The sequence below is a fragment of the Actinomycetospora endophytica genome (assembly GCF_021026375.1).
GTDB classification, from domain to species: Bacteria; Actinomycetota; Actinomycetes; order Mycobacteriales; family Pseudonocardiaceae; genus Actinomycetospora; species Actinomycetospora endophytica.
In genome coordinates this window covers 74,293-88,616 of sequence record NZ_JAJNDB010000002.1, presented here as the reverse complement: position 1 = coordinate 88,616, position 14,324 = coordinate 74,293, and the positions used below count along the sequence as shown (strand labels likewise).

Sequence of the window (14,324 nt, the reverse complement as noted above, 5' to 3'; positions counted from 1 at the left end):
GATCGGTTCAGTCGACGTGCCTTCGCTCCACGTCCGGGCGGCTCCCGCGATGATCAGGAGCACCACGCACCTCGCCGGCCCCGCCCGCCTGCGCCATGTGCCTCAGTGCCAGGTTGGTCTGGCCGCCCGCCGGCGGAGCGCACCGACACCGCTGCTCACCGACGCCGACGCTCACCGACGTCGACGCGACCGGACCGCTCCTGCCAGCTCCTCGAGCAGGCCCACCGTGGTGTCCCAGCCGACGCACGCGTCGGTGACGCTGCACCCGCGCTCCATCTCGGGCCCGATCTCCTGGCGACCCTCGACCAGGAAGCTCTCGATCATCACGCCCGCCACCGGCCCGCCCGCGGCGACCTGGCCGGCGAGGTCGGCGACGACGGCCGGCTGGCGGCGGTGGTCCTTGCCGGAGTTGCCGTGGCTCGCGTCCACCACCACCCGGCCCGCGCGCCCCGCCGCGTCGAGCCGCCCGACCGCGTCCGCCACCGAGGACGCGTCGAAGTTCGGCCCGGACGAGCCGCCCCGCAGGATGAGGTGGGCGTCCTCGTTGCCGGTGGTCGTGATCAGACCGGCGAGCCCCTCCGTCGTCACGCCCATGAAGGCGTGCGGAGCGGCGGCGGCGCCGATCGCGTCGATGGCGACCCCGACGTCGCCGTCGGTGCCGTTCTTCACGCCCACCGGCATCGACAGGCCGCTCGCGAGCTGGCGGTGGACCTGACTGGCCGCCGTCCGCGCGCCGATCGAGCCCCACGCGACCAGGTCCGCGAGGTACTGCGGCGTGATCGGGTCGAGGAACTCGCAGCCCAGGGGCAGGCCCAGCCCGGCGAGATCGAGCATCAGCGCCCGGGCGGTCCGCAGGCCGCGGGCCACGTCGAAGCTCCCGTCGAGGCCCGGGTCGTTGATCAGGCCCTTCCAGCCCACCGTGGAGCGCGGCTTCTCGAAGTAGGTGCGCATCACGACGTGCAGGTCGTCGGCGTGCGCGGCGGCCTGCTCGGCGAGACGGGCGCCGTACTCGCGCGCGGCGTCGTCGTCGTGGATCGAGCAGGGCCCGACGACGACGAGCAGGCGGTCGTCGCGGCCCTGCAGCACGTCGACGGCGGCGGCGCGGCCGCGGCGCACGGCGGCGGCCGGCTCCGGGCGGACGGGCAGCTCGTGACGCAGCAGCGCGGGTGAGGGCAGCGGGGTGACGACGGCGGTGCGCGCGCCGTCGAGCGGGTCGTCGCCAACGGAGTCGGGACTGCCGTCGTCGACGGATCGATGGAGGGTCGGGGCGGTCATGAGGGTGGTCCTCCGGGGTCTGGGCCGGATCGGCCTGAGGACCCGGGACCTGCCCGCCGCGTTCCCGCCGAGCCGGTTCCGGGTCCGGCTCGCGGGATGGATGTCAGCGCAGCGGTCTACCCGCCGACCCCTCCCGGGCCGGGCACGTAAACCGGTACCAGCGCTGCACGACGATCACGGTACACCGCGGATCGGGGTCCCCGGGTGCTCACGTACCCGTGGTGCGCCGGATGGCCGCGCGAGGTCCGCCGGACACCGACGTCACGGATCGTCGGGGCACGGCAGACTCAACGTGACGTTCCGAACGCCCGTCGTACGCGGCACCGACCTCCGGAGAGACTCCCCATCGTGACCCGTGCCGACACGCACCCCCGCCCCCTGGCTCCGCACGTCATGACCTACCTGGCCGTGCTCGTGCCCTTCGCGGCCCTGATCGCCGCCATACCGCTGGCCTGGGGGTGGGGCCTGTCCTGGCTCGACGCCGGCCTGGCGGTCGGCTTCTACGTGGTCTCGATGCTCGGGATCACCGTCGGGTTCCACCGCTACTTCACCCACGGCGCGTTCCGGTCCGGGCGGGCGCTGCGGATCTCGCTCGCGGTGGCGGGGAGTCTCGCCGTCCAGGGGCCGGTCACGCACTGGGTGGCCGACCACCGGCGCCACCACGCCTTCGCCGACAAGGACGGGGACCCGCACTCGCCGTGGCGCTACGGCACCTCCCCCGCGGCCCTGGTGCGCGGCTTCTGGCACGCCCACCTCGGCTGGATTCTCGAGCGCACCCTCTCCGACCAGCAGCGCTACTGCCCGGACCTGCTCGCCGACCCGGACGTGATGCGGGTCAGCCGCTGGTTCGGGTGGATCACCTTCGCGTCGTTCGTGCTGCCCGCGATCATCGGCGGCGCCGTGACGGGCACGTTCTGGGGCGCCGTCACCGCCTTCTTCTGGGCCGGCCTCGTCCGGATCGCGCTCTCGCACCACGTGGCGTGGTCGACCAACTCGATCTGCCACATGGTCGGCGAGCGGCCCTGGCGCGTGCGCGACCGCTCGACCAACGTCTGGCCGCTCGCGATCCTCTCGATGGGCGAGTCGTGGCACAACCTGCACCACGCCGACCCGACGAGCGCCCGCCACGGGGTGGGCCGCTTCGAGATCGACCTCTCGGCGGAGACGATCGCGCTGTTCGAGAAGCTCGGCTGGGCCTGGAAGGTGCGCTGGCCGCGCCCCGAGCGCCTCGAGAACCTCCGCGCCACGAAGTCAGCCGCGTCGTAGCCGCGCCTTCTGGACCTTGCCCATCGCGTTGCGGGGCAGTTCGTCGACCACGACGACCTCCCGCGGCCGCTTGTGCTTCGAGAGCCGCTCCCCGACGAAGTCCATGACGTCCTGGGCGTCCACCGAGGCGCCGGAGCAGACGACGTGGGCGACGATCCGCTGCCCGAGGTCGTCGTCGGGCTCCCCGACCACCGCGGCCTCGGAGATGCCCTCGTACGCCAGGAGCGCGGTCTCGACCTCGCCGGCGCCGATGCGGTAGCCGCCGGACTTGATGAGGTCGACCGAGCGGCGCCCGACGATGCGGTGGTAGCCGTCGGCGTCGACGACGGCCGCGTCGCCGGTGCGGAACCAGCCGTCCGCGGTCTGGGTCTCGGCGGTCGCCTCGGGCCGGTTGAGGTAGCCGTCGAACAGCGACGGGCCGCGGACCTGCAGCTCGCCGATCGACTCCCCGTCGGTGGGGACCTCCTCGTCGGTGGTGACCGACTCGCCGTCGGGACCGTCGGTGACGGCCCGCAGCCGGCACTCGACGCCGGCCACCGGCACCCCGACCCAGCCCGGCCGCCGCTCGCCGTCGGCGCGCACGGCCAGCGTGATCATGGTTTCGCTCATCCCGTAGCGCTCCACGGGCGCCTGCCCGGTGAGCTCGCGGACCCGCTCGAACACCGGCACCGGGAGCGGGGCCGACCCGCTGACCAGCAGCCGGGCGTCGGTCAGCGCGGCCGCCGAGGCCGGGTCGTCGCCGATGCGCGACCACACCGTGGGCACCCCGAACAGCAGCGAGCCGCCGTGCTCGCGCACGGCCCGGGCGTAGTTCTCCGGGGTCGGCTTCACGGTGTGCACCAGCCGGGAGCCGGTGCGCAGCGCGCCGAAGACCCCGAGCACCAGACCGTGGACGTGGAACAGCGGCAGGCCGTGGACGAGGGTGTCGGCGGCGGTCCACCCCCACGCGTCGGCGAGCCCGTCGAGGCCCGCGGCCATCGCGTCGGCGGAGAGCAGCACGCCCTTCGGGGAGCCGGTGGTGCCCGAGGTGTAGAGGATCAGCGCGGGGCCGTCGCCCGTGGCCTCGCGGACCTCGTGGCCGGCCCGCCGTGACAGGTCGACCCGCTTGCCGGGCAGCGTCACGTCCCGCGGCCGGTCCCCGAACCACGTGGTGGCGCCCGAGTCGCCGAGCAGGTGCGCGCGCTCGGCCATCCCGCTGTCCGGCGGCACCGGTACCACGGGAGCGCCGGCGAGCAGGGCGCCGACGACGGCGACCACGGTCTCGGCCGACGCGGTCGCCCCGACGGCCACCGGGGAGGACGGGTCGGGCCGCTCGGCGATCTCGTCGGCGACGACCGACGCGGCGCCGAGCAGCTCCGGGCCGGAGAACGCGGTGTCGCCGATCCGGACCGCGTCCGGATCGTCGAGGCCGCCCTCGAGCAGCGCGCGCAACAAGGGCACCGTCGCACCTCCGGGGACGCGGGGCACGGCGTCGGCCGGGGCAGCACGACGCCGGGGAGCGGGCGCGCCCATTCTCGCCCCGTCCGGTGCCGCGGCGCGCGCCCGGAGTCCCCGTGAGCAGACATGCGACGATCCAACGGTGAGTCAGGGCTCCCCGGCGGCGGCGCGGCCACGACCGCGGCCGTCGCTGCTCTACGCGGTCAAGCAGGTCGAGCTGATCGTCCGCGCGCATCTCGACGACCTGCTGCGCGAGTCCGGGGTCACCGCGCTGCAGTACACCGCGCTGACGGTGCTGTCCCGCCGCAGCGGCCTCACCTCCGCCGAGCTGGCCCGGAACTCGTTCGTCACCCCGCAGGCGATGGCCGACCTGGTCACCGCGCTGGAGCGCAACGGGTTCATCGAGCGCCACCGCAACCCCGAGAACCGTCGCCAGCTGCTGATCAGCCTCACGGCCACCGGGACCGCGCTGCTGGACCGCTTCGCGGTGCCGGTCGCCGGGCTCGAGGACAAGATGCTCGACGGGTTCGACGACGGCGAGCGCGAACGGTTCCGCGACTACCTCAACCGGGCGCGGTCGTCCCTGGAATAGGTGCGCTGCGCGCTCGAGAGCAGTAATTGATGCTTTGACATCACTCAGTGCTCACGGGCCCGGAGGGCACCCTTGTCGAGCTTCCCCGTCGGATTGCGCGGCAGTGCGTCGACGACCTCGACGGCGCGCGGGTGCTTGAACCGCGCGAGCCGGCCCTCCAGGAAGGTGAGCACGTCCGACGGGGTGGACGTCGCACCGGGCGCAAGCACGACCCAGGCGCGCCCGATCTCGCCCCAGCGCTCGTCGGGCACGCCGATGACAGCGGCGTCGACGACGTCCGGGTGCCCGACCAGCACTCCCTCGACCTCGGCCGGCGAGACGTTCTCCCCGCCGGAGATGTAGAGGTCCTTCACCCGGTCGACGATGCGGTGGAACCCGTCGTCGTCGACGGTCGCGACGTCGCCCGAGCGGAACCAGCCCTCGTCGTCGAACGCCTCCGCGCTCTCGTCGGGTCGGCGCCAGTACCCGTCGACGACGTTCGGGCCGCGGACCAGGATCTCGCCGGAGTCACCGAGCCGGACGTCGGAGAAGAAGTGCGGACGCCCCGCGGTTCCGGTCTTCTCGCGGGCGTGCTCGCGGTCGAGCAGCAGCACGCCGGGCGCGGCCTCGGTCATCCCGTAGCCCTGCAGGAAGGTGAGGCCGCGCGCGGCGTAGACCTCGAGCAGCGAGGGCGGGACCGGCGCGCCGCCGCAGAGCAGGTACCGCACGCCCGACAGGTCGGTGTCGGCGAAGCGCGGCGACCGCGCGAGCGCGGCGAACATCGTCGGGACCCCGAACATGATCGTCACGCCCTGGGCGGGGACCAGGTCGAGCGTCCGGTCGACGTCGAACGCCTCCTCCAGCACCAGGGTGCCGCCCTTGAGCAGCACGGGCAGGCAGGTCATGCCGAGCGCCGCGGCGTGGAAGAGCGGGGCCGAGAGCAGGCAGACCTCGTCGCGCGCGAGGTCGACGTCGACGAGGACGTTGAGCGCGTTCCAGGTGAGGTTGGCATGGGACAGCCGGGCCGCCTTGGGTCGGCCGGTGGTGCCGGAGGTGTAGAGCAGGACGGCGGTGTCGTCGGGGTCGACGTGGACGGGGTCCGAGCGGGTCGCGGCGGTGGTGATCAGCTCGTCGTAGCCGGCGCCGACCTCGAGCGTCGTCAGCGATGCCCTATCGGCGTGCTCACTGCGCACCGCCAAGACGTCGAGTGTCTGCAACGCCGCATCGCTGACATCGGCACCGGGGGCGTGGACGAGCACCCGCGCCCCGGTGTCCGCCAGCGCGAACGCGTGCTCCTCCGGAGCGAGCCGGGCGTTGAGCGGCACGAAGACCGCACCCAGCGCCGTCGTCGCGAACAGGGTCTCGACGAAGGCCGGGTGGTTCGGCCCGAGGTAGGCGACACGGTCGCCGCGCGCGACGCCGAGCCCCGCCAGCCCGGCGGCCAGCGCCCGCACCCGGTCGTCGAGCGCCGCGTACGTCAGCCGCCGACCCCCGTGCGCCAGCGCCGTCCGCTCCGGGGTGGTCCGGGCGCGGCGGACCGTCCAGCTGCCCAGTCCGGGGGGCGGGCTCATGGGCCGGTCAGCCGCGCTCGTACGCGCCGAGACCGGGCCGGTAGGTCTTGTCGTCGAGGAACTGGGTGAGGCCGCGCTGCTTGCCCTGTTCCGGGTCGTGGCCGGTGGCGGCGTCGAGCTTGGCGTAGAGGTAGTCCTCGGCGACGTCCCACGACATCTGGCGGACCTTCTTCACGCCGACCTTCGCGGCCCGCAGCACGTGGGTGTTCATCCCGGCCAGCCTGCCCGCCACCTCGACGGTGCGCGCGCGGAGCCGGTCACCCGGCACGGCCTCGTTGACCAGGCGCATCGCGGAGGCCTGCCGGCCGTCGAAGCGCTCGCCGGTCATGACGTACCACTGCGCGTCGCGGGCGGGGATCGTCTCGGCGAGCGCCCGGCTGACCAGCCCGCCCGGCGGGATGCCCCAGTTGACCTCGGACAGTCCGAAGGAGGCGTCCTCGGCGGTGATCGCGAGGTCGCAGCACACCAGCGGGGTGAACGCGCCGCCGAAGCACCAGCCGTTGACCATCGCGATCGTCGGCTTGGCGAAGTGGATGAGCCGGCGCCACTGCCACTCGGCCGAGTCCCGGCGGGCGCGGATCTCCACGTGCGGCGGGGCGTCGTCGACCTCGCGGAAGTACTCCTGCAGGTCCATCCCGGCCGACCACGCCTCGCCGCGCCCGGTCAGCACGACGACCCGCACCTCGTCGTCGCCCTCCAGCCAGTCGAGCGCGGCGATCATCTCGCGGTTGAGCGTCGGGTTCATCGCGTTGCGCTTGTCCGGGCGGTCGAAGAACAGCCACCCGATGCCGGTCTCCGGGCCCTCCCCGACCTCGATCGCGACGGTCTCGAACGCGGGCGGCACTGCCATACCTGTGAAACTAACAGGAAACCTGACGATCAGACAGGGCCCGCCCGGTGGACCCGGCGTCGGACGTCGCCGAGCGTGCCGCGACCCGAGCCCGGCGCGCGTCGGCCAGCACCGCCAGGGTCACCCCGCCGAGGATCGCGACCTCGCCGGTGAGCGCGAGTGGTCCAGGAAGCCCGCCCTCGGCGATCGCCGAGAACACGAAGCCCCACGCCGTCTCCAGCGCCATCAGCTGGCTGACCAGCACCGGCGAGAGGTACCCGGCCGCGGCGTGCCAGAGCCGGACCGCGAGCCAGGACGACACCAGCCCGAGGAAGAGCACCACGGCCAGCGTGCGCAGCGGCTGCGCCGGCACGCCTCCGATCAGGACGAGTGCGACGGCGGCCGGGAGCGCCAGCGCGCCCGCCGCGAGACCCTGCGCGCCGGCGAGCACCGGGGCGAGATCGGGCCGGTCGTGCAGCAGCTTGTGCGAGTCCAGGCCGTACCAGGACCACGACACCAGCGCGAGCACGGCGAGTCCGAGCCCGACCAGCGCGGAGAGCGACCAGTCCTGCCCCGGCCCGACGTGCAGCAGCACCTGCCCGACGCCGACGAGCGCCAGGGCCGGGACGAGACCGACGATCCGCCCGGTCCCCCTCGCCGAGATCAGCGCCATGACGACGGGGACGAGACCGATGGTCGCGACCGCGACGGTCGGCCCGGCCAGGCGCACCGACACGGCGACGAGCGCGTAGTAGAGGACCGACCCGGTCAGCGCGTGCGCGATCACGCGGCCCCACGGGACATCCGCCCGTAGGACCTGTTTGACCTGGGGCAACGACACCGCCCCGAACGCCACGAACCGCCCCGTCGCCAGCAGCAGCGCGGGCGCGAGCGGCGCCAGCCCGGGCGCCACGAACACCGCCCCCCACGCCGCCCCGGCGATCACCATCGCCAGCAGAGCCACCTTCCTCGTCATGGCTCCACAGTGCGCCGGAAGGGGTGGGTGATGCCGGGCGATCTCGGGCGCCCAGTGACTCCGAGGTGCAGGATTCTCCCGTGGCTGCACCTCTGACTGGACGATCCACCCAGCTCGACCGGATCGACCGCCTGATCCTCGCTCACCTCGTCGACCACGGCCGCTCCAGCCTGGCCGATCTCGCCGAGGCGGTGTCCATCTCGGCGTCGTCCGCGCAGCGACGGCTGCGGCGGCTGGAGGCCGACGGCGTGATCCGCGGGTACCGGGCGGTCCTCGATCCCGAGGCGATCGGCCGGTCGCTGGTGGTGCACCTGTCGGTCGTGCTCGTCGACCACACCGCCGAGACGGTCGGGCGCTTCGAGCGCTGGATCGTCGACCTCGACGGGCTGATCAGCTGCCACCACGTGACCGGGGACGTCGACTACCTGCTGCGGGTCGACGTCGCCGACGTGCACGCCCTCGACGTGCTGTTGCGCCGCACGCTCGCCCAGATCCCGGGGGTCGCCCGGTTCACGACGATGGTCGCGACGTCCGCGCTGGTGGACCGGTTCTCGGAGGTGCCTCCGGCCCGTGAGCAGTAAGTGATGCCAGGGCATCAATTAGTGCTCACGAGGCCGTAGGCCATCTAGGTCAAGGCCCCGGTAGTTCTCCGCGATCGCGGTCCGGTAGGCCTCCGACGACGCGACGAGCTGCAGGTGGGAGCGGGCGAGCCGGTCGTCGAACGGGTCGGCGTCGGGGGGCCGGTGCAGCATCGTCGTCATGGTCCAGCTGAAGTGCTCGGCCCGCCACACCCGCCGCAGCGCGGTGTCCGAGTAGGCGTCGAGCAGCTCCTGCGAGCCGGTCGAGCGCCACGACGCGAGCGCCCCGGCCAGCACCCGGACGTCGGCGACGGCGAGGTTGAGGCCCTTCGCGCCGGTCGGCGGGACGATGTGGGCGGCGTCGCCGGCGAGGAAGAGCCGACCGGAGCGCATCGGCTCCGCGACGAACGACCGCATCGGGGTCACCGAGACGTCGGTGATCGGCCCGCGCCCCAGCGTGAACGACCCGTCCGCCAACCCGGTCCGGGCCGTCAGCTCGTCCCAGATCGCCTCGTGCGACCACGACGACGGGTCGGTGTCGTTCGGCACCTGCAGGTAGGCGCGGGTGATCGACGGCGAGCGCATCGAGAGCAGCGCGAACCCGCGGTCGTGGCGGGCGTAGACGAGCTCCTCCGACGACGGCGGGGCGTCGGCGAGGATCCCGAGCCAGGAGAAGGGGTAGACGCGCTCGAAGGTCCGCACCGCCTCGGCGGGGATGGCCCTGCGGGCGACGCCGTGGAAGCCGTCGCACCCGACGACGACGTCGGCGCGCAGCTCGTGCTCGACGCCCTCGTACGCGTACCGGACCACGGCCTCGCCGTCGTGCCCCAGCGGCCCGTCGACCTTCTCCACCGCCAGCACCTCGGCGTCGAACAGCAACGGGTCGCCCTGCTCCAGCCGGAGCGCGATCAGGTCGCGGACGACCTCGGTCTGCGCCCAGATCATCACGCCGCGGCCGGTCAGGGCGGCCATGTCGACGCGGATCTCCTCGCCGTGCGCGTGGAACGCGAACCCGTCGTGGGGCATCCCCTGCGCGTTCATCCGGGCGTCGGCGCCGATCTCGTGCAGCACGTCGACCGTGCCGTGCTCGAGGATCCCGGCCCGCTGGCGCGACTCGACCCGCTCCCGGGAGCGGGACTCGAGCACGACGGAGTCGATTCCCTGGCGCACGAGCAGGTGCGACAGCAGCAGGCCCGCGGGGCCGCCGCCGACGATCGCGACGGCGGTGCGGTCGGGGACGGTCACGCCGGCCCGGCCCCATCGATGGTCGAGCTCCGCTGCGCTCCGTCTCCGGTCAGATCGAGGAAGACCGTCTCGCCCGCGCCCTGCATCCGGATGTCGAAGCGGTAGCCCGGCCCGCCGAACCAGCCGTCGGGGACCGCGATCAACGTCGCCGCCCGCTCGGGCGGGAGCGAGGACAGCAGCGGATCCGCGGCGTTGGCCTCGGTGTGGTTCGGGAAGTAGACCCGGGTGAACAGGTGGAACAGCAGCCCGCGGGCGAACACCGTGACCGCCAGGTGCGGGGCCTCGGTCGACCCCGCGACGGGGGCCGGGCGCAGCGTCCGGACGGTGTAGTCGCCGGCGCGGTCGGTCGGCACGCGCGCGAAGCCGGTGAAGGTGCGGCCGTCGCGGGCCATCGACCCGCCGCGGGTGGGCAGGCGCCCGTCGGGACCCGCCTGCCAGAACTCCAGCAGCGCGTCCGGGACGGGCGCACCGTTGCCGTCGCGCACCGTGCCGTGCAGCGAGATGGCACCCGCGGTGCCGGGCGGGACGACGTCGCCGCCGCCGTCGAAGGGGAGCCCGAAGGCGAAGAACGGGCCGACCGTCTGCGAGGGCGTCGGTTCCGGGGGGCCGGTCATCCTCACACCTCGTCCGGGTCGGGGGGCGTGGCGCCGGGACCGTCGAGCACGATGTCCCACTGGTAGCCCAGGGCCCACTCGGCGACGGTGGTGTCGTGGTCGTAGCGGGCGATCAGCCGCTGCTGGGCCTTCTCGTCGGTGACCGAGGAGAAGATCGGGTCCAGGGCGAAGAGCTGGTCGCCCGGGAAGTACATCTGCGTGACGAGGCGCTGGGTGAACGCCGTCCCGAACAGCGAGAAGTGGATGTGCGCGGGCCGCCAGGCGTTGTGGTGGTTGCGCCACGGATAGGCGCCCGGCTTGATCGTCACGAAGCGGTAGCGGCCGTCGTCGTCGGTCAGGCAGCGCCCGCCCCCGACGAAGTGCGGATCCAACGGCGCCGGGTGCAGGTCGCCGTCGTGGCGGTAGCGCCCCGCGGCGTTCGCCTGCCAGACCTCGACGAGCTGGTGGCGCACCGGCCGGCCGGCCGCGTCCAGCACCCGGCCGGTCACGACGATGCGTTCCCCGAGCGGTTCGCCGGTGGAGTGCTGGGTGAGGTCGGCGTCGATCGGCGCGACGTCGGCGGCGCCGAACACTGGCGCGGTCCGCTCCACCAGGCTCGGCGACGCGACGACGAGCGGCTGGGACGGCGCGCGCAGGGCGGTCGAGCGGTAGGGCGCGTACGCGCGGTCGGGGTGCCCGCCGCGCTGCGGCGGGGCGGTCGCGGCCTCGCGGATCGCGGCGGTCACGCGGTCCTGCTCGGTGGGCTCGCGGGCGGGGTCGCCGGCGGATGAGGGACTCACGCCGCCCAGGGTGGCGGGCGTCCCGCGGGTGCGAGAGGCTGACTTCCGTTCACCGGAAGCGAAGGAGCCCGGCGTGCCGTCGACGACCGATGCCGAGCCGGGCCGCGAGCCCCGATCGGGTCCGCGGGGACGCGCCCGGCGCGGGCTCCCCGAGGGCAGTGGCCTGAGCTCGTCGGGGGGTCGCCGGGCGCCGAGCGTGACCGGCCGGGTGTTCTCGATCCTCGAGGCGTTCGACGGCGACCACCGCGCCCTGTCCCTCACCGAGATCGCCCGCGCCGCCGACCTTCCGGTCTCCACCGCGCACCGCCTCGTCGGCGAGCTGGCCGCCTGGGGGGCGCTGGAACGCGGGGCCGACGGCGCGTACCGGGTCGGGCTCCGGCTCTGGGAGGTCGGGTCGCTGGCCCCGCGCAGCGTCGGCCTGCGCGAGCGGGCGATGCCGATCCTCGAGGACCTCTACGAGGCGGTGCGCCAGAACGTGCAGCTCGCGGTGCGCGACGGGCACGAGGTGGTCTACGTCGAGCGGCTGGCCCACCCGGACGCGGTGCGGCTGTTCTCCCGGGTCGGCGGGCGGTGGCCGCTGCACCCGACCGCCGTCGGGCAGGTGCTGCTCGCGCACGCGCCCGCGGCGGTGCAGGAGTCGGTGCTGGCCGAGCGGCTGCCGTCGTTCACTCCGAGGACGGTGACCGACCCGGTGGCGCTGCGCCGGATCCTCGCGGCGGTCCGGCGCGACGGCGTGGCGGTGTGCGACGGCATGATCGACCTCGCCGCGCTGTCGGTCGCCGCGCCCGTGCGTGGCGAGGACGACTCGGTGATCGCCGCGCTGTCGGTGGTCGTGCCCTCCCCGAGCGACGGCGGCAGCGGGGGTGGCGGCATCGAGCCCCGCACGCTCGTCCCTGCGGTGCGCGCCGCCGCCCGGGGCATCTCCCGCGCTCTGGGCGCGCCGACCGCCGCCCGGTCCGACGCGGTGACCCGCCGGGGCGGCACACGCCCCTGAGTCCGGCAGGTCGCATCCCGAACGTGGTCCTCCTCGTTCGTAGATCAGTGCAGCGGATCACGGGGCGCGGGGTCGGGACGGTCGGGCGGGGGCTGCGGGCCGCGGTGGTCGCGGTGGTGACGGCGGGTGTGCTGCTGCTGGGGAGCACCGTCGCGTCGGCGTCGGTGCCGACGTGGGGCGGCTCGGATTCCGGGCCAGCCCTCGACGTGCCGCAGGGTCAGCTCGACGCGGCGATCACCTGCAGCCCGGGCGCGACGAACGCGAAGCGCCCGGTCGCGCTGTTCATCCCGGGCACCACGCTCACCCCGCAGGAGAACTTCTCCTGGAACTACTTCCGCGCGTTCGCCGCCGCGGGCCGGCCGTACTGCTCGGTCGAGCTGCCCAACCACGCGATGAGCGACATCCAGATCTCGGCGGAGTACGTCGTCAACGCGATCCGCTCGGTGCGGGCGCGCAGCGGCCAGAAGGTGTCGATCGTCGGCTTCTCCCAGGGCGGGATGATCGGCCGCTGGGCGCTGAAGTACTGGCCGGACACCCGCGCGAAGGTCGGGAAGCTCATCGGCATCGACCCGTCCAACCACGGCACCCTCGACGCCTACCCGGTGTGCGCCGCCGCGGGCTGCGCGCCCGCCTTCTGGCAGCAGCAGACGTACTCCCACTTCACGACGGCGCTCAACTCCGGACCCGAGACCTTCGCCGGCATCGACTACACGACGATGTTCACCCCGACCGACGAGGTCGTCGTCCCGAACCTCGGCCCCGCCCCGAGCTCGGCGCTCACCACCGGGGCCGGGCGCCGCGCCAACATCTCGACCTTCGACGTGTGCCCCGGCCACCTCGCCGACCACCTCTCGATGGGGTCGTTCGACGCGCTCGCGTACGCGCTGGTGATCGACGCGCTCGACCACGACGGCCCGGGGTCGGCCGCACGGATCAACCGGTCGGTGTGCCTGCAGGCGCTCGAGCCCGGCGTCGACCCGGCGACCTTCCCGGCCCACCTCGCCGCCTACACCGCGGGCGTCGGCTTCCAGGTCGCGACCTACCCGCACCAGCTCGCCGAGCCGCCGCTGAAGGCGTACGCGCGGGGCTGAGCCCCCGTGTCAGCGATGCGGCACCGCTGACATTGGACGTCAGCAACTCCGCATCCTCGACCCGAGGCTTACTCGAGGTCGGCACGCTCCGCCTCGGCCTGGTCGAGCGCGCGGCGCGCCTCGTCCGCGGCGGTGCTGGCCTCGTCGCGGGCCTGGCGCGCGGCGTCGCGCTGCTCCCGGGCCTGCTCCTCGTCCGACTCGGCCCGCTCGAGCCGCTCGCGCAGGGCGGTGACCGCGTCCTCGGCCTCGGTGTGGTCGGACTCGGCCTGCCCGACGCGGGTCCGGGCCCGCTCGGCCGCGCGGTCGGCGTCGTCGCGCGCCTCGCGGGCCCGTTCGACGGCGCGGTCGGCCGCCTCGCGCGCCCGCCGCCGTTCCTCCTCGGCCGCCCGGGACGCCGCCTCGTCGTCGGGCACCTCCGCCGACTCCGACTCCGGCTCCGGCTCCGGCTCGGGCTCCCGACGAGGCGGCGGGCGATGGCTCGCCGACCCCCGCGGCGGCGGTCGCCGGCCCGACGACCGCGACGGCTCGACCCCGCCGGTGAACCCGACGCCGGGCTCCAGCGCCGACGTGAGCCGCCCGGCCGCGAACGCGCGCGCGGCGCCCTCGTCGGCGAGCGCCGCGGCGATGGTGTTCTCGAGGTCGCGCGCGACGGAGTCGCCGACCCCGACCCCGTCCGCCCGGGCCAGCCGCCGCGCCCGCGCGACCAGCGCCCCGACGAGCTCGCGCCGCTGCCGCGTCAGCGTCCGCAGCGCATCCCCCGACAGCTCCTCCTGGGCCGTGCGCATCGAGGCACCGAGCTCCTCGAGCGCCGCCACCTCGTCGGGGGACTCCCGCGCCAGCACGTTGGCCAGCCACGCGCCGAGCGACGGCTTGCGCAGGGCGCCGATCGCGGTGGCCGCCTCCTTGTCCTTCGCCGCCCGGGCCTGCTTCACCAGCTCGGTGCGGCGCGGGACGAAGTGGTCGGGGTGCAGGCCGTAGAGCTCGTCGGCGGCGTCCTCGACGTCGGGGGCCTCCGCTGCGTCCTCGTCCTGCGCCACGCGCGGCATCCTGCCGGGCGAGGAGGCACGACGGCGAGAGGCGCACCAGGCAGGCCAGGAG

At 74.4% G+C, this 14,324-nt stretch carries 14 protein-coding genes; 5 read left to right on the top strand and 9 right to left on the bottom strand.

Features of this window, described 5'->3' with window-relative positions:
* Positions 1-171 precede the first annotated feature (171 nt).
* Complete coding sequence (locus LQ327_RS11325; protein ID WP_230733409.1) at positions 172-1,275, bottom strand: 3-deoxy-7-phosphoheptulonate synthase; 1,104 nt, start codon at positions 1,273-1,275, stop codon at positions 172-174.
* 393 nt (positions 1,276-1,668) lie between these two features.
* Between LQ327_RS11325 and LQ327_RS11320 the strand changes: the two genes are divergently transcribed.
* Entirely contained in the window at positions 1,669-2,541 is an 873-nt protein-coding gene (locus LQ327_RS11320; RefSeq protein WP_230735013.1) for an acyl-CoA desaturase, read from the top strand.
* Here the strand turns inward: LQ327_RS11320 and LQ327_RS11315 are convergent.
* Entirely contained in the window at positions 2,527-3,981 is a 1,455-nt protein-coding gene (locus LQ327_RS11315) for an acyl-CoA synthetase (RefSeq protein WP_230733407.1), read from the bottom strand. The genes LQ327_RS11320 and LQ327_RS11315 overlap by 15 nt on opposite strands.
* Positions 3,982-4,120: 139 nt before the next feature.
* Here LQ327_RS11315 and LQ327_RS11310 point away from each other — a divergent pair, with 139 nt between their 5' ends.
* A complete protein-coding gene (locus tag LQ327_RS11310; RefSeq protein WP_230733405.1) occupies positions 4,121-4,570 on the top strand; it encodes a MarR family winged helix-turn-helix transcriptional regulator in 450 nt (149 codons plus the stop codon).
* A 44-nt stretch (positions 4,571-4,614) separates the two neighbouring features.
* On the opposite strand, the gene LQ327_RS11305 is transcribed toward LQ327_RS11310, so the two are convergent.
* Genes LQ327_RS11305 through LQ327_RS11295 form a run of 3 tightly spaced genes read right to left on the bottom strand, consistent with a single transcriptional unit; the run spans position 4,615 to position 7,925 of the window.
* The gene (locus LQ327_RS11305; RefSeq protein ID WP_230733403.1) at positions 4,615-6,120 is read right to left on the bottom strand and encodes an acyl-CoA synthetase; all 1,506 of its coding nucleotides are present in this window, start codon (positions 6,118-6,120) and stop codon (positions 4,615-4,617) included.
* A 7-nt stretch (positions 6,121-6,127) separates the two neighbouring features.
* Entirely contained in the window at positions 6,128-6,970 is an 843-nt protein-coding gene (locus LQ327_RS11300; RefSeq protein ID WP_230733401.1) for a p-hydroxycinnamoyl CoA hydratase/lyase, read from the bottom strand.
* 10 nt (positions 6,971-6,980) lie between these two features.
* Positions 6,981-7,925, bottom strand: coding sequence for a DMT family transporter (locus tag LQ327_RS11295; protein ID WP_230733399.1), 945 nt, complete (start codon positions 7,923-7,925; stop codon positions 6,981-6,983).
* Positions 7,926-8,005: 80 nt separating this feature from the next.
* On the opposite strand from LQ327_RS11295, the gene LQ327_RS11290 reads away from it, so the two are divergent.
* Positions 8,006-8,506 (top strand): Lrp/AsnC family transcriptional regulator, encoded by a 501-nt coding sequence (locus tag LQ327_RS11290; RefSeq protein ID WP_230733398.1) that lies wholly within the window; start codon positions 8,006-8,008, stop codon positions 8,504-8,506.
* Between the two features lie 18 nt (positions 8,507-8,524).
* On the opposite strand, the gene LQ327_RS11285 is transcribed toward LQ327_RS11290, so the two are convergent.
* Genes LQ327_RS11285 through pcaH form a run of 3 tightly spaced genes read right to left on the bottom strand, consistent with a single transcriptional unit; the run spans position 8,525 to position 11,075 of the window.
* Positions 8,525-9,748 (bottom strand): 4-hydroxybenzoate 3-monooxygenase, encoded by a 1,224-nt coding sequence (locus LQ327_RS11285; RefSeq protein ID WP_230733396.1) that lies wholly within the window; start codon positions 9,746-9,748, stop codon positions 8,525-8,527.
* Positions 9,745-10,362 (bottom strand): protocatechuate 3,4-dioxygenase subunit alpha, encoded by a 618-nt coding sequence (gene pcaG, locus LQ327_RS11280; RefSeq protein WP_230733394.1) that lies wholly within the window; start codon positions 10,360-10,362, stop codon positions 9,745-9,747. The genes LQ327_RS11285 and pcaG overlap by 4 nt, the downstream gene beginning before the upstream one ends.
* Before the next feature lie 2 nt (positions 10,363-10,364).
* Positions 10,365-11,075, bottom strand: coding sequence for a protocatechuate 3,4-dioxygenase subunit beta (gene pcaH, locus LQ327_RS11275; protein ID WP_230735011.1), 711 nt, complete (start codon positions 11,073-11,075; stop codon positions 10,365-10,367).
* 229 nt (positions 11,076-11,304) lie between these two features.
* On the opposite strand from pcaH, the gene LQ327_RS11270 reads away from it, so the two are divergent.
* Positions 11,305-12,135, top strand: coding sequence for an IclR family transcriptional regulator (locus LQ327_RS11270; RefSeq protein ID WP_230735008.1), 831 nt, complete (start codon positions 11,305-11,307; stop codon positions 12,133-12,135).
* A 47-nt stretch (positions 12,136-12,182) separates the two neighbouring features.
* Complete coding sequence (locus LQ327_RS11265) at positions 12,183-13,226, top strand: esterase/lipase family protein (protein WP_230733392.1); 1,044 nt, start codon at positions 12,183-12,185, stop codon at positions 13,224-13,226.
* Between the two features lie 68 nt (positions 13,227-13,294).
* Here the strand turns inward: LQ327_RS11265 and LQ327_RS11260 are convergent, their stop codons facing one another.
* Positions 13,295-14,263: a hypothetical protein gene (locus LQ327_RS11260; RefSeq protein WP_230733391.1), complete on the bottom strand. Its 969-nt coding sequence runs from the start codon at positions 14,261-14,263 to the stop codon at positions 13,295-13,297.
* Positions 14,264-14,324: the final 61 nt, after the last annotated feature.

Bases quoted from the DNA above. Each gene is read 5' to 3' on its own strand.
- LQ327_RS11325 (WP_230733409.1), bottom strand. From the start codon at position 1,275: ATGACCGCCCCGACCCTCCATCGATCCGTCGACGACGGCAGTCCCGAC.
- LQ327_RS11320 (WP_230735013.1), top strand. From the start codon at position 1,669: ATGACCTACCTGGCCGTGCTCGTGCCCTTCGCGGCCCTGATCGCCGCC.
- LQ327_RS11305 (WP_230733403.1), bottom strand. From the start codon at position 6,120: ATGAGCCCGCCCCCCGGACTGGGCAGCTGGACGGTCCGCCGCGCCCGG.
- LQ327_RS11300 (WP_230733401.1), bottom strand. From the start codon at position 6,970: ATGGCAGTGCCGCCCGCGTTCGAGACCGTCGCGATCGAGGTCGGGGAG.
- LQ327_RS11295 (WP_230733399.1), bottom strand. From the start codon at position 7,925: ATGACGAGGAAGGTGGCTCTGCTGGCGATGGTGATCGCCGGGGCGGCG.
- pcaG (WP_230733394.1), bottom strand. From the start codon at position 10,362: ATGACCGGCCCCCCGGAACCGACGCCCTCGCAGACGGTCGGCCCGTTC.